The organism is Paenibacillus sp. MZ03-122A, assembly GCF_024213325.1.
GTDB classification, from domain to species: domain Bacteria; phylum Bacillota; class Bacilli; order Paenibacillales; family Paenibacillaceae; genus Paenibacillus; species Paenibacillus polymyxa_B.
This window is the reverse complement of sequence record NZ_JANAVI010000009.1, coordinates 117849-132162: the sequence shown is the minus strand read 5'-3', so window position 1 is coordinate 132162 and position 14314 is coordinate 117849. Positions and strand designations below refer to the sequence as shown.

Annotated in this window: 13 protein-coding genes; 5 read left to right on the top strand and 8 right to left on the bottom strand. The window is 44.9% G+C overall.

All coding sequences use genetic code 11. The annotated features are described in order from the left end of the window. Positions 1-42 precede the first annotated feature (42 nt). Positions 43-966, bottom strand: coding sequence for a cysteine synthase A (gene cysK, locus NLX74_RS18940; protein ID WP_254329637.1), 924 nt, complete (start codon positions 964-966; stop codon positions 43-45). A gap of 216 nt (positions 967-1182) precedes the next feature. On the opposite strand from cysK, the gene NLX74_RS18935 reads away from it, so the two are divergent. Together NLX74_RS18935 and NLX74_RS18930 are read left to right on the top strand one after the other, a co-directional pair. Continuing rightward, positions 1183-2391 (top strand): MFS transporter, encoded by a 1209-nt coding sequence (locus tag NLX74_RS18935; RefSeq protein WP_254329636.1) that lies wholly within the window; start codon positions 1183-1185, stop codon positions 2389-2391. Between the two features lie 192 nt (positions 2392-2583). Continuing rightward, positions 2584-3078, top strand: coding sequence for a DUF1036 domain-containing protein (locus NLX74_RS18930; RefSeq protein WP_254329635.1), 495 nt, complete (start codon positions 2584-2586; stop codon positions 3076-3078). Positions 3079-3264: 186 nt separating this feature from the next. Here the strand turns inward: NLX74_RS18930 and NLX74_RS18925 are convergent, their stop codons facing one another. From NLX74_RS18925 to NLX74_RS18915, 3 genes are all read right to left on the bottom strand, one after another. Beyond that, the gene (locus NLX74_RS18925; RefSeq protein ID WP_235307374.1) at positions 3265-4263 is read right to left on the bottom strand and encodes a glycosyltransferase; all 999 of its coding nucleotides are present in this window, start codon (positions 4261-4263) and stop codon (positions 3265-3267) included. Between the two features lie 54 nt (positions 4264-4317). Next, positions 4318-5355, bottom strand: coding sequence for an aminoglycoside phosphotransferase family protein (locus NLX74_RS18920; RefSeq protein WP_254329634.1), 1038 nt, complete (start codon positions 5353-5355; stop codon positions 4318-4320). 145 nt (positions 5356-5500) lie between these two features. Then, positions 5501-6193 carry a pectate lyase gene (locus NLX74_RS18915; protein ID WP_235307372.1) on the bottom strand — a complete coding sequence of 231 codons (693 nt, stop codon included), beginning with the start codon at positions 6191-6193 and terminating at the stop codon, positions 5501-5503. A 554-nt stretch (positions 6194-6747) separates the two neighbouring features. Between NLX74_RS18915 and NLX74_RS18910 the strand changes: the two genes are divergently transcribed. Further along, a complete protein-coding gene (locus tag NLX74_RS18910) occupies positions 6748-7320 on the top strand; it encodes a shikimate kinase (RefSeq protein WP_029517614.1) in 573 nt (190 codons plus the stop codon). A gap of 104 nt (positions 7321-7424) precedes the next feature. Here the strand turns inward: NLX74_RS18910 and aroD are convergent, their stop codons facing one another. The 3 genes from aroD to NLX74_RS18895 form a co-directional block, all read right to left on the bottom strand. Beyond that, a complete protein-coding gene (aroD, locus tag NLX74_RS18905) occupies positions 7425-8189 on the bottom strand; it encodes a type I 3-dehydroquinate dehydratase (protein ID WP_254329633.1) in 765 nt (254 codons plus the stop codon). Between the two features lie 103 nt (positions 8190-8292). Continuing rightward, positions 8293-9555 carry an MFS transporter gene (locus NLX74_RS18900; RefSeq protein WP_254329632.1) on the bottom strand — a complete coding sequence of 421 codons (1263 nt, stop codon included), beginning with the start codon at positions 9553-9555 and terminating at the stop codon, positions 8293-8295. Positions 9556-9685: 130 nt separating this feature from the next. Beyond that, positions 9686-10597 carry a LysR family transcriptional regulator gene (locus NLX74_RS18895; RefSeq protein WP_254329631.1) on the bottom strand — a complete coding sequence of 304 codons (912 nt, stop codon included), beginning with the start codon at positions 10595-10597 and terminating at the stop codon, positions 9686-9688. A 216-nt stretch (positions 10598-10813) separates the two neighbouring features. Between NLX74_RS18895 and NLX74_RS18890 the strand changes: the two genes are divergently transcribed. Both NLX74_RS18890 and NLX74_RS18885 read left to right on the top strand, forming a co-directional pair. Further along, positions 10814-12004 carry an MFS transporter gene (locus NLX74_RS18890; protein WP_254329630.1) on the top strand — a complete coding sequence of 397 codons (1191 nt, stop codon included), beginning with the start codon at positions 10814-10816 and terminating at the stop codon, positions 12002-12004. 29 nt (positions 12005-12033) lie between these two features. Beyond that, a complete protein-coding gene (locus NLX74_RS18885) occupies positions 12034-12924 on the top strand; it encodes a shikimate dehydrogenase (RefSeq protein WP_023987138.1) in 891 nt (296 codons plus the stop codon). Between the two features lie 116 nt (positions 12925-13040). Here NLX74_RS18885 and NLX74_RS18880 read toward each other — a convergent pair whose 3' ends face one another. After that, positions 13041-14267 (bottom strand): RtcB family protein, encoded by a 1227-nt coding sequence (locus NLX74_RS18880; RefSeq protein ID WP_254329629.1) that lies wholly within the window; start codon positions 14265-14267, stop codon positions 13041-13043. Positions 14268-14314: the final 47 nt, after the last annotated feature.

Sequence of the window (14314 nt, the reverse complement as noted above, 5' to 3'; positions counted from 1 at the left end):
TTACTTACGGTCGTGTTCCACTTTGGTCCCCATCCACATCTTTTATCCGAATATCCCCATGCTCAGATAACGTTCTCCGGTATCCGGGGCAATGCAAAGTACCCGTTTGCCTGCTCCCAAACGCCGCGCTTCCTGAATCGCCGTCCATATCGTAGCTCCGCTAGAGGGACCAACCAGAATCCCTTCCTGGGCAGCAATCGCTCGTGTCATTGCTATCGCATCCTCATCGGAAACCTGCACGATTTCGTCATACACTTCCGTATTCAGCACAGTGGGAACAAAGCCTGGACTGGTGCCAACCAGCTTATGTGGACCGGGTTTTCCTCCAGATAGCACTGGCGAACCCTTCGGCTCAACTACAACAATCCGCAGATCCGGCAAATGCTGACGTAGCATTTCACCTGTTCCCGTAATGGTACCGCCCGTTCCCGAAGAAGCGACGAACACATCCAGCTTCCCTTCCGTCTGTTCCAAAATTTCCAGTGCCGTCGTCGTGCGGTGGATATCGGGATTGGCCTCATTTTCAAATTGATGCGGGATAAAGCTCCCTTCAATTTCAGCCCCCAGTTCGAGTGCCTTGCGAATCGCTCCTGGCATCCGTTCTTCCGCTGGTGTCAGTACGACCTCAGCCCCGTAGGCTTTCAGAATATTGATCCGTTCCTTCGTCATATTCGAGGGCATCACCAAAATTGCACGGTAACCTCGGGCTGCCGCATTCATCGCAAGACCAATTCCCGTGTTGCCACTCGTCGGCTCAATAATGGTGCCTCCCGGCTTTAGATGTCCTGCCTTTTCAGCCTCGGCAATCAGGTTGCCCGCCGCCCGATCTTTAACACTGCCGCTTGGATTAAAATACTCCAGCTTCACATACACTTCCGCATCCTGCGGCCCTGTGAGCCGTTGGAGTCTTACACAAGGTGTATCTCCTATTAAATCTGTAATACTATGTACCACTTTAGGTGCCATCGTTGTATCCTCCTTAGATCGTTCCTTACAGCGTCATTTACGATCTTAATATCATACTACCAAAATAACATACTTGGCTCCTTCCTACCTGTCGCTTTTGTAAATTACATAAAACTCATCAACTTAGTATGTAAAATTCTTGCAAAATGGGTCGCCAGATATCGCCTGTAATGATATACTCGCATTACTATTTTTCCAGGAGGATACAAGACACTTATGAGTAATCAAGAAAATATGACAGCAAATCGCTTTCCCCCCTCCTTGCTATGGTTGACCCTTGGTGCCTTCGCCATCGGCATGACCGAATTCGTCATTATGGGACTACTGCCCAATGTAGCCCATGATCTTCATGTTACGATTCCGCAAGCCGGGCAGTTAATCACCAGTTACGCGCTTGGTGTAGCCATTGGTGCGCCTGTGCTTACTGTATTAACCCATAAGGTTCCGCAGAAAAAGCTGCTATGCCTACTCATGACCATATTCATTTTAGGCAATCTTTTTTCCGTCATTGCTCCCAGTTACGAATTTCTGATTGCGGCCCGTATGGCTACTGCATTATCGCACGGAACCTTTTTGGGAGCCGGTTCCCTGATCGCTGCCCGACTGGTTCGTCCTGACAAGCGCGCGGGTGCCATTTCTATGGTGCTGACCGGTTTGACCGTGGCGAACATTATTGGTGTGCCCTTTGGAACCTTTATCGGACAACAACTCGGCTGGCGTGCTTCCTTTGGAGCTATTGTGGTCATCGGCTTGATTTCTCTCTTTGGTATCATTCGTTACATTCCGGTAATTCACCAGGACAAGCCTTCCAGTCTCCAACAAGAAGTCAAAAGCCTGTTGAATCCAAAAGTGCTGCTGATGCTGCTCACAGGTGCAGTCGGTTGTGGTAGTCTGTTCACTGTCTTTACGTACATTACGCCTTTGCTTACGGACATTAGTGGCTTTGCCGAACATAGCATTACCTGGATTCTCGTCCTGTTTGGTCTAGGGGTAACGATCGGCAATATCGTTGGCGGCAAGCTTGCGGATTGGAGACTACTTCCATCTCTGATCGCAAACTATGCTGTACTGGCTATTATTTTGGCCATTCTGACATTTACGCTTCAAAGCCAGGTATTGGCCGTCATTACCGTCTTTATCTGGGGCATTGCTGCGTTCGGCATCATGCCGGGTATTCAGGTTCGCATCATGAATCTGGCCTATGAGGCTCCTTTGCTTGCTTCTACCTCCAGTCATTCCGCATTGAATCTGGGTAACGCAGGCGGCGCTTTTATCGGTGGAGTCGTTATTAATCAAATGGGGTTAGCCGCTATTCCATGGGTTGCATCGCTAATCACTGTCGGCGGTCTGCTACTCATGATAGTTAGCTACATTGTGGATCGTAAGACGGCTCATACTAAAGCAACAGCGGAGATACAGTCATAGAATCGTTCTGTTTGTTGGACAGTGTACAGCTATCAACCGGAGAACAATAAATGGCGGCATATCTCTAAAAACAGCAAGTTGGACGTAAACGATTGGTTCATTTTTCATAGATTGAGAGATATTGTCCACTCTCTTCTTCTAAATTCCTCATAGTATGCATTGCAATACAAATTTACGAGGAAAGAAGTGTGTATGATGAGCCTTTTTTTTACAAACAACACGAGTAACACGATCTATGCTGCCTATGCTTATCCTGATTCCGACTGTCATCCCATGAATTATTCTAAAATGGGCTGGTATCGGCTAGAGCCTGGTGATACGAGAGAAATATGGAGCGGGTCTGTAGGGGGAACCACATTCTATTATTATGCTGAAGATCACTCCAGAAATACATGGCGTGGCACGTACCGCACACGGCTTCCGAGAAATACTAGCCATGATTTTCATTGGTGTTGGAACGATAGCAGAGGATCATCCAGACGAGTGGGGATGCGCCGACTTGCCATTGATTCATCTGTAGAAAATTACACTGTTGAGTTTAGCAGAACCAACCAAAGCTTACTCTCAACAAAGACAACTCGCAGAGCGTTACCTTCCAAATCGGAGGACTCCGGCATTAACAGAATTCCGAGAAGACCGACTCGATTTAAAAAAGGAACCCCAGTTCCAGTAAAGTCCAAACGATAAGTCAAAGAATTCGCCAATAAAAGGCGCAACCTGGTTGCAAACACTACAAAGCCCCTTTGAAAAACACAATGAACCGCAACCCGCAAGATGGACATTTTTTTAAAAAAGTGACCCCCTTGCGGGTTATTTTTATTTCACTCTGGACATTCAGACGCTTGTTGCAACCATAGTATTTTGCCTCGCCGTTCAGCTTAACCAATGATCAAAAAAGTCCCGATAGCCCTGCTTCATCACCTGACTTGAAAACTGTTCCATGGCGTATGCCTGATTTTCTGTAGAAACCCGACGCGGTGAGGCGGCAGCCATATTGACCAGCTCGAACCAGTTTTTCTCATTCCCTGAAAAAGAATGCGTAGAGCTGATATGTCCATAGCAAGGATGCTCTGGCTTCACGACAATTTTCCCCATAGCGAGCGCTTCGGTCAGCGGCATTGCGAATGTATCGAATTTAGAGCAGCTCCAATACACCTTCGCCGTGTTCATCAGTGCAAATACCTCATCTTGCGTCAACGCAAATTGAAGTTTAACATTGTCCGGGATATCGTACTTCTTCATACTTTCCTTGTAGCGTTCACCGCCAAATACCATATAGACATCCTTGTCAGGATTATGCCTCGCATACTCCAGCACCAAATCCGGACGTCGGTTCTCCTCATCTCTACCAATCCACATCACCCGGTTCTCTACCACTTGCGAGGGATCAAAATGCTTTTCCACCAGACGCTCATTAAATCCGATCGGGATGACTGTCACATCGGTAACGCCAAACTTCGAAGCCATCTCCTGCTTGAGAAACGCAGTCTGTACAATAGCCTTGTCCACGATCTGATAAAAAGGCTTCATCATCTCATAGCCTGTAAGCGCCGGATCAGGAAAACTATGCGGAAAAAGCACGCTGTTTTTAAAAAACATGTTCAAATAGGTAAAGCCAGATACCGTATAAATAACGTGCTCAATCTGCTGCTCATGGAGTTGGTCCAGTACGATGTCATAGTTGACCAGGTCTCCCTTTTCGTGCTCATAGCCCGGAAGCCAGTCATGGCTGCTCACATGGCGCTCCGGTGATACAAATACGATGTCCACCCCCAATTCCAACCCGATCTGCTTCAGGCGTTCTGCAAAAATACGTGGACCCTGCGCTTCAGCAAATTGTATTTTTCTCATGACTAAACCGACTTTTTTCATGAATATATTCCCTACCTTCTTTGGCTAACTAAACACAGTCTATGTCTTAAGCTACTATCTACATTGTTGGGCTTGTCCCCAATCCATCATTGCTGCACATTGGTTCAAACAGGCTAACGTTTCATCCAACTGGGACTCTAATTGCTCTTTTGACCATTTGTCGGCGTTTCTATGCAGGTTCGTTCCAATCCTTTGCAAATCACTTGTGATTAACAACAGCATCCAGAGCGAAAATACCACCGCAAACATGCCATATTCCAGCATAAATGCCGTTCGATCCACTCTTTTCCCTAACAGCTCCAGCTGCTCCACGTATGTGTCCAGCATACGAATACGCAATTCGGACGTCATGCGTCGGGGAAACAACGGATGGGACATATCGATCAGGTGATATACATCCCACAGCGGTGTGTTCAGATGAGCATGCTCCCAATCCAATACCATAAGCCGTTCCCCGCTCAGCGCATAGTTCCCCGGATGAAGATCACCATGAGACAGTACAACCTGCTGTGAAAAAGATACATGCTCCAGCTGTACATATATACGCAGCATCTGTTGCTTAGATAAACCCAGTGAGCTGCAAAGCTTTAACACATCCGGCTTGCGCGTATATAGCTCGGAAACCATCTCCTGAATAAGTGGCTTGGGTCCCCGTAACGGCATCCCAGCAAAACGATCCGTCGGCAAAGCATGCCACCATGCAACAAGGCCAACAGCTCGCAATAAAGTTTCGTCTGCGTGTAGATGATGTAACGAACCAAGGTCCTCAAAAACCATCCATTCTCCTCCGCCATCCGCACCTGCATCAGACCAGGCTAGCAATCGAGGATAGATCGGTGATAACGCAGGAAGCACATGCTCATACACCCATCTCTCACGCCCCTCCTGACCATCGTTGGTTAGCGGTTTAAATATATAACTTTCAGAGGATGACACGTAAAAACGTTCCACATGCCGGCCATTCGTACCTGTATATAAAATTTCACGATTCCGCACCAGCGTATCATTTAAGGTACCGTCAACATTCACATATTGATGAAAAGGATTCATAGCCACCCAACTTTTTTGTATAAAATGTAATAGCACGATCATATCACAGTCCTCGTTCCGAACGAAGCCCAGATCATCTTGGGGTAACTCGCTGCACCCAAAAAGGGGCTTGCCCAAGCAGATCACGCGACCTGTTGGCAGCCCCTTATCACATCCATACTCCTATCCTTACTCTATTCTATACCGATTAATATTGAGTATTGCCGGACTCGCTCGTATTACCAGACTTAAAGCCTTTGAACAATTGTTTCACATTGTGATAACGAGTGTTCGTAATTTTAGCTTTGCTGTTAGGACCATCCGATCTCAGGATCGAGTCCTTTACATTGGAAATATCCGAGTTATCCAAAGTCATATTCACTCTGAATGTAGAACCCCCAAGTTGGCGAACCAACTTTCCGATATCATCGGCTCTAAAGTTTTTAATGTTAATCGTGCCTTCGGCATTAATTTGGAATACTTTATCGTACGCATGGAACGCTCCACCGCCCGTAATGTTTACCGTGCCTGGTTCTTTAAGCGTCAAGGCATCTTCACCTACATCCTCCCACGTTACGTTGGAAATAGTTCCGTTGCCATATACATGCACACCATCCGCAGCAGGGGCAGCGATGGTCACATTTTTTAGTGTTGCATTATTTTCAAGCTTGAAAATAGGCTTTTGAGCCTCTTTCTGGCTTCCGTCTCCCAAGGTATCGGGATCAGCCACTACAGTCTTGCCTTTACCATCGTATACTTCTCCAGCTTTAACAAGTATGGTCTTATGAACGACTTCTGGTGCTGCATGTGCAGAATAATTGCCGACAAATAAAGCGACCAACATTCCTGATAAAGCGAGACTGATTCCCTTTTTCAATACTTTAGCTGTGTTTGTTTTCATTTCAATTCATCCCTCTCGTAGATATTTTTTATTGTTCCAATTCTTCGTTGACTAGAACGCGTAGACCGTATCACCACCTTCGTACAATGAACCCATTAACCGATACATGTCTATAAAGCGTTATTATACTATTTACATATGTATACTTGGTTTTTGGTTCAAAGTAAATTCATTCTATAAATTCAGGTGCACACAAATTGTAAATAGAGCGATTACATTTACAATTTGTATAATTCTATTATAATCCTGCTTCCAGTAATTTCAATATTTTTTTCGGCAAAATATGTGCTCTTTTTCAATTAAGTACACAATTTTGCCTTTTTTATACTTGTACAACGCTGTTTTTCAGCAATTTATGCATCACAAGACTTGAATATCTAGTCTCGTTGACTTACTCTAGATCACTATAATGGTATTCACAAGCTCTTTTCCGTCCTATACCTTATTTTTGATGTGATCTATACTATTGAATGACACGTTTGATGAACGTATAATGTATTTAGTGCTTTGAAGCGTTACATCTCAACATTACTGGTGAGAAAAGAGTGGTTATCGTGCAAAACAATAGTGAGATTCCGTTAAAAGAACAAAATATTGTGCTCATTGGCTTTATGGGTGTAGGCAAAACGACGATCGGTTCCCATCTAGCTCGCAAGCTGTATCGCGATTTCGTGGATATTGACCAGGAGATTGAACAAGAGTACAACATGCCAACAACCGAGATTTTCAAAACTTATGGAGAGAAACGTTTCCGTGAGATTGAAAAAGAGCATATTTTGAAGCTGTGCAGCAACACACGCCTTAAAATCATTTCCGTTGGCGGTGGTGCATTTTTACAGGAAGAGGTGAAACAAGCTTGTTTGGCTTCATCGATTGTTTTCTTCTTGGATTTGAATTGGGATTCCTGGAAAGATCGGCTTAAGATGCTGATTGACACCCGCCCCAATCTACAAAACAAGACTTTAGGGGAAATTGAGGATCTTTTCCGTTCCAGACAGGACATTTACGCGGTGAATCACTCCAAGATCGATACGGATCAGTTGGATGCGGAAGAAGTCGCAGACTATATTATTCAAACGCTGAATCTAGGTTGGGAGTTATATGAACCTACTCGCGGATTGAATTAAGAGTTACACCAAAAAGGAGGGCTCCAGCATGCTTACCGCATGGGGCCCTCCTTTTTGGTTCACTACGGATATATTACTGACTGGCGAGTAATGCTATCCATCTTTTAAGAATGGCTATGCAGCACCGTCAATATCTCTCTCAGTTCAGTGACAGGAATCTGCCCCGGAGCGGAAGCTTTCTTAGCAGCACCAAAGGTCAGAGCCGAACCAAACAGTTCTCCGGTCAGGCGGCTCACGACACCTTTCCCCGCCATCGACATCGTAATAATCGGCCGATCTGCATGCTCTTCTGCCATGGTACGTGTGGCATCCAGCAAAGTGAGAACATCGGCTGTATTGGTCGGCATCACTGCTATCTTAGGCAGATCGCCTCCCAATTCCTGCGCCTTGCGTAACCGGGACACAATCTCCTCCTTCGACGGCGTCTTATGAAAATCATGATTAGATATAATCACATATACGTTATGCTTATGTGCTGCTTCTACCAGCGTCTTCACATCAGCTTCCTCATTAAAAAGCTCTACATCAATAAGTTCAACTTGTCCCGTTTCGGCTACTGTACGGTTCAAATCCACATAACTCGCCGCACTGATTTCCTTTTCTCCGCCTTCCCGAGCGCTACGGAACGTAAATACGAGCGGAATATTTGCTAAAATAGACCGAATTTCATGTAAGGCAGCTTTCACCTTTTCCAAATCCTCCACATGCTCGAAAAAATCGACTCTCCACTCCACGATATCCAGGTCGAGCGTACGCAAATAAGTAGCCTCTTCCTTCAACTGCTCCAACGTTTCTCCCACCATGGGCACACAAATTTTTGGCGCTCCTTCACCGATCAGAACATCTCTCACCTTTACGATTTTAGCCATCTCTATCTCACTCCCAAATTACAGTTTCAAGTCGAACATGTACAATAATTCATAGTATAACGCATTCTGAATAAGCATGCAGATGATTAGGTCCTGTCGTCATTTATTTGGTATCCAGTACGATTTTAGGGGACAATTTGCGACTTGCTGGAAAAACTAAACTGTACCGAAAATTAACAAACACCGCCAGTACGATCCCTAGCACATTCACAATAATAGCTAGCATAAAAACACTCGGTATCTGAGAATGTTTCAAAAGAAAGCCTGTAAACACAGGAATGACCGTGTATGACAGCGAGGTTGCTGTATAAACAAACCCGGTAATCTGTCCTTTACGTTGACTAAAAAATTCACTCATTACGGTTAACGTCAGCTGGAGTACACCCGATATTGAAAACCCAATGACACTCGCACAAATAATGGCCGCCGCCCCTGACTTGAAAAGAAGAAGCGCTCCAAAAGCCAACAAGGAAATACATGGATAAATAAGAATAATGTGAACAGGTTTAACCCATTTTCTTAACGCAATTACCAATACAAACACGGAAATCAGTGAACCGACATTGTAATAAACTAATAATCTGAGAGACTCTGATTCGGTCATACCGATAAACTGTTGTCCAAAAGTAGGCAGCCATAATTGCACAATATAAAGCAAGGTAGGTCCCGTAAATCCGAGCAAGATAAGGCATATCCCCTCCTGCCAAAACCGCGGCTTACTCCGGTCATTTGTCTCCAATTTTCCCGTTTGCTCAACGCTTGATACAGAAGTATCACCAACTGGCTCCTGGGGTGACTGAACCCGCATGTCTGGGAACTTCAACTTGAACAAGTAAATTGCATTTAAAGCAAATATGAGGGCTGGTAAAAAGAAAGAGAACCCATAGAAAATATCATGATTCATAAAAAAGATAATCATTAACGGCAAAAATGCCGCCCCGACGGATATAAAACCTCTCACCAACACTGTAGCCGAACCAGAGAATTGGGGGAAAGCTTCGATCAGCGCTGGATAAGTACCTGAATCAAGAAAAGAATTCGCTACACCTGCCAGCACTGCCAGTATGATCGCCATCTCAAAGCTGGGACTCAGCGGTATACCGACCAAGAATACAGCCATCAGTAGCCCTGCTGCCACAATAAACGGCTTACGACCATAACGGTCGGAGAGCACCCCGGATATGTACAGCGTAAACAACCTGCCAAATCCCATCGCAGAAACCAAGAGACTGATGCCCGCCTGATCTGTATGCAAATGCTCTGTTAAAAAAGACATGTGGGACGCTAGCATAATATTAAACATGCCGAACAAAAGATAGTTTACATAAAGGCCTGTCGCCACTGGAAAAGAAGAACGTTTCATCATGAATTCACCTGCTTTTGTAAGTAAGTCTTGTAGTATTAAAAATGTGAATCATTTCACATTACCTGTGTCGATGATGAAGTATAGAACACATTTTAAGATTTATCAAGTTTAAATATTGCGGGACCTCAGCCTAGACGCGCTGATGCGTTTTCAGATAGAACTCCTTGCCGTAACTTAGTGCAAAGTTCCGAAAGTCCACTACTGCCGGGGATAAATATCTATTTTTGATGCTGGCTAGGTAGATAAAACGCTCGTATTCTGGATTTACAATAGGCACTGTTTTGACGTTAAAATAATCTAACGATGAAATGCGAGGCATAACCCCAATTCCGTAATTGACAGACACCAGTCCTGCCATTGCTGTATCCTCTTCAATCTCGCAAATAATCTGTGGCGTAACGCCCGCTTTGGCGAACAAATTTTCAATAATGGGCCGGACCCCACTCTTTTTGTTAAAGAAGATCACCGGATAATCTGCCGTATCCTTGAGATCAATTTGGTCTAGAGTCGCCAGTGGATGTTCAGGCGAAACAATGACAACCAGTTCCTGCTGAGCCAACGGAATAAACTCCACATCTGGTTCATTTTCCATGTGAGAGCAGAACGCCACATCATAATGTTCCTGCTTCAGCCCCTGGATAATATCGTTCGTATTCCCTTGGTGAAACGAAAAGGAGATATCTTTACGGGCATCTAGAGCTGAAAAGGCTTGAATGATCGCTGGAATGAAGTGTGATCCTAACGTGTAAATGAACGCCAAATCTATATTTCCATGGCTTGGACTCACTAACTCCCGTAAATTGTGTTCTCCCTTTTCTAATTCATCCATCGCGTGCTCCACATACTTTAGGAAAAATCGTCCGTATTTGTTTAACCGAATATTTCTCCCCTGCTTCTCGAACAGATGAACTCCCAAATCCTTTTCTAATTCTGAAATCGCATGACTTAAACTGGGTTGAGTAATACATAGTCGCACAGCTGCCTGGGTAAAATGCTCCATCTCCGCAAGTACACGAAAATATTGTAAGTGCTTCAGGTTCATAATTATGTACTCTCCTTCTTTAATTCATATTTTAAATTATAGACCCAAACTATGAAAAAAGATAAAAATATGCATTGGATTTATAATAACACTCCTTATATAATAATGACATAGAAAGAATGTGAATAATTTCACTTATCTGTAGGCGTAATGTAATACAGCTGGACGATGCCTACCTAGGCCATTGATCTAAAATTTAAGTTGGGAGTTACACTTATGAAAAATCCTTATATCAGAATGGCAGCAGGGCTTTACATCAACTATTTTCTTCTGGGTATGATCAATGTTATTCTATCGTCGAATATGAGCTTCCTGACCGTTCAATTAAACACGGATAAAGCAGCCATCGGCTATCTGGTGTCCGCGATTGGGATCGGTAAGCTGCTCGCTCTCGGGGTAGCCGGAAAAATGTCAGACAAATACGGAAGAAAACCACTCATTGTTATTGCATCATTTGCTTATTTAATCTTCCTGATCGGCATTCCACTTGCGCCCAACTATACGTTGGCATTCGTGTTTGCTATTATCGCAGGGCTTTGCAACTCTATGATGGATGCAGGAACGTATCCTGCATTAATTGAAGGCTTTGGAAAAAAAGCCGGGTCTGCAACGGTGCTGGTCAAAGCATCCATCTCGATCGGTGCCATTGTGATTCCATTCATGATTGCTTTCTTTATTAATCACGACATGTTCTATGGTTATTCCTTCTTTATTCCAGCAGGGATTTATCTGCTGAACGGTATCTTCTTGTCGATAACAGCTTTCCCCAACCACAAAGCAGAGGAACAAAAGGCTTCAACGGAGGCTGCCCAATCCACAGATACTTTCCGCAGCGAGCCTAAGTTTTGGCAAGAAGGTTTATCTCTGATTATTATCGGTTTTACTTCTACTGTATTGTTCATGATCGTGCAGCTATGGCTTCCTACCTTTGGACAAGAGGCCCTGGGCATGGACAAAGCCAGCGCCATTAAATTGCTGAGCTACTATAGTATAGGTTCATTGGTTTCCGTTATCTTGTTAGCTGTGGTACTTGGTAGATTCATTAAACCGATTACTGTCATGATTGTATATCCGCTTATTGCCCTGCTTTCTTTACTGGCTTTAATTACATGGCACAATCCTGTCGCTACTTTGATCAGTTCGTTCCTGATCGGCTTGTCTACCGCAGGCATATTCCAAATTGCCCTCACGGTTATGACGGAATTTTTCCGCAAGAACAAAGGCACTACGACTTCTCTCGTGAACATAGCAGCCAGTCTTTCGTTCATCCTGATGCCTTTGGCTACCGGGGGCATGTCCAAAAGTTTGGGAATTACCTCGGTATTCATTCTGGATATTGCGATTGCTGTAGTCAGTATTTTGCTGGCCGTGTTTGTTGCTTATCGATATAAAAAAGTATTTCATTAAACCACACAGATTACTTGGAGGCTTATATTATGAAAAATGCTGGACGTATTGACGGAAGAACACAATTAATTGGACTGCTTGCTACACCAATCGGACACTCTTTGTCCCCGGCTATGCATAATCTTGCGTTTGAAAAGCTGGGTCTAAATAACGCGTATATGGCCTTTGAAGTAGGAAATGAACAACTTGAAGAAGTGGTACGGGGGATGCGCGCTCTGAACATACGTGGTTATAACGTGTCCATGCCTAACAAAACAGCTATATTACAGTACCTTGACGAGCTGGACGACAGCGCTAAATTTACAGGTGCCGTCAACACCGTCGTAAACACAGATGGTAAGCTGAAAGGCTACAGTACAGATGGATCTGGTTATGTTCGTAACTTGCGTGAACACGGCATTGACCTAAAAGGTAAGAAAATGACACTTGTCGGCTCTGGCGGCGCAGCTACACCGATTGCTATTGAAGCGGCTCAAGCAGGTCTGGCTGAAATTTCAATCTTTGCCCGTAACGATCAGTTCTTTGCTCGTGCAGAAGAGAATGTCCGTATTATTAATGAAGATATGAAACACACCCAAGTCAAGGCGAATATCTATCCATTGGAAAATCAAGAACAGCTACGTGAAGAGATCCGCACAAGTCATATTCTCGCTAACGGTACAGGTGTTGGTATGAAACCGCTGGAAGGCAAAAGTGTGATTGAAGATGTGTCCATGCTTCGTTCCGACCTGATCGTAACCGATGTAGTGTACAGCCCAGCTAAATCCAAGCTGATGGAGCAAGCAGAATCCGTAGGTGCAACCGCCATTAACGGTCTGGGCATGATGCTGTGGCAAGGCGCATTAGCCTTCGAACTGTGGACAGGCCAAGAGATGCCGGTCGCTTATATTAAAGAACAGCTTTTTGCTGATAAGCTGTAGACATAGAGCTGCTAACAAGTGCACTAAGCAATGAATTCCTTCTATTATATACTCATGCATGTACTCAAAAGACTATGCTCGGCGAATGAACACTTCTGCCGGGCATAGTCTTTTGATTAATCCTTATAAGGGTCAAATTCATTGGCCCCAGCCATGCATACCCCAATAGGCTTCAGTTCATGCATAACTTCTACAGTCTCGGAATGAGCATCCAGTACCTCGCGCAGTTTACGGTAGACGAACGGGCTTTCATCTGTACCGGCTCCGCGCAGCTCGACACCATAGTTCCGAACGGCCTCCTTCATCTGTACGTCTGTGATTTGTCCACCACTCCGTGTTCGGGTTTTCCAATTCATTTTACCGGCTGCCTGGGTACGACTCATAATACGACCTGCGCCATGGACTGTACTATAGTAGGAATCCCGATTTTCTACCGTATCTCTTCCACGCACAATTACCGAAATATCGCCCATGCTTCCTCCAATAAAGCCCATCTGGCCAGGTGCCGAGGGAGTGGCGCCTTTACGGACCACAATGGTGTCACGCCCATCATGCTGTTCTTTCCATGCGTAATTATGGTGGTTATGCACAGTAAAGTCTACTTCGGTCCCCATAATACCAAGCACTTGTTCTATCACATAGTCACGTCCCGCATACGCATAGCGTCCAGCAAGGCGCATCGCACGGTAGTACATGTCCCCCAGCTCACTGTTCATATCCAGCAGCACAGGCGGCTGATCCATATGCTCTCCCGGCGCCTTTCCGAGAAACTCTCGTCCAGCGGCCAAGTTTAGAAACCCACTTGCTGTTTTGTGTCCAAAGCCCCGGCTGCCAAAATGATTGGCAATCCAGACCTGTCCTGTCGCTTCCTCCACGAATACATCAACAAAATGATTGCCACTCCCTACTGTACCCAGCTGTTCTCTCGCCAAGGACTTCAGTTTGTCATATTCTTGTTTCCCAATCGCTGCATATACCGCCCAGTCCGGATCATCGAACAGCTCATGGTCTACCTGAATTGCATTCACACGGCCTACGCCAAACGAAATATGACGTGCAATCTCATCCATCACGGCTGAAATACGCGGCATAATATCTGCTGCAAACAGCTTCGTTCTTACCGCCTTATTCCCGCAACCGATATCATACCCGACACCTGAAGGCGAAATTTGTCCGTCATACACCATCACACCGCCAATCGGCTGACTGTAGCCTTTATGATGATCTGCCATCAGCAGCGCCTGAATCACATTGCCGTTTTCGGCACATGTACGGGCTTGAGATAATGCCCCTGGATCAGGTGCTCCCCATACTCGTACTCCATTGATTTCTTGATAAGCCATCGTCGTTTCATCCTCCTGTAAGTCACTCCATGATTACACTTATAAAG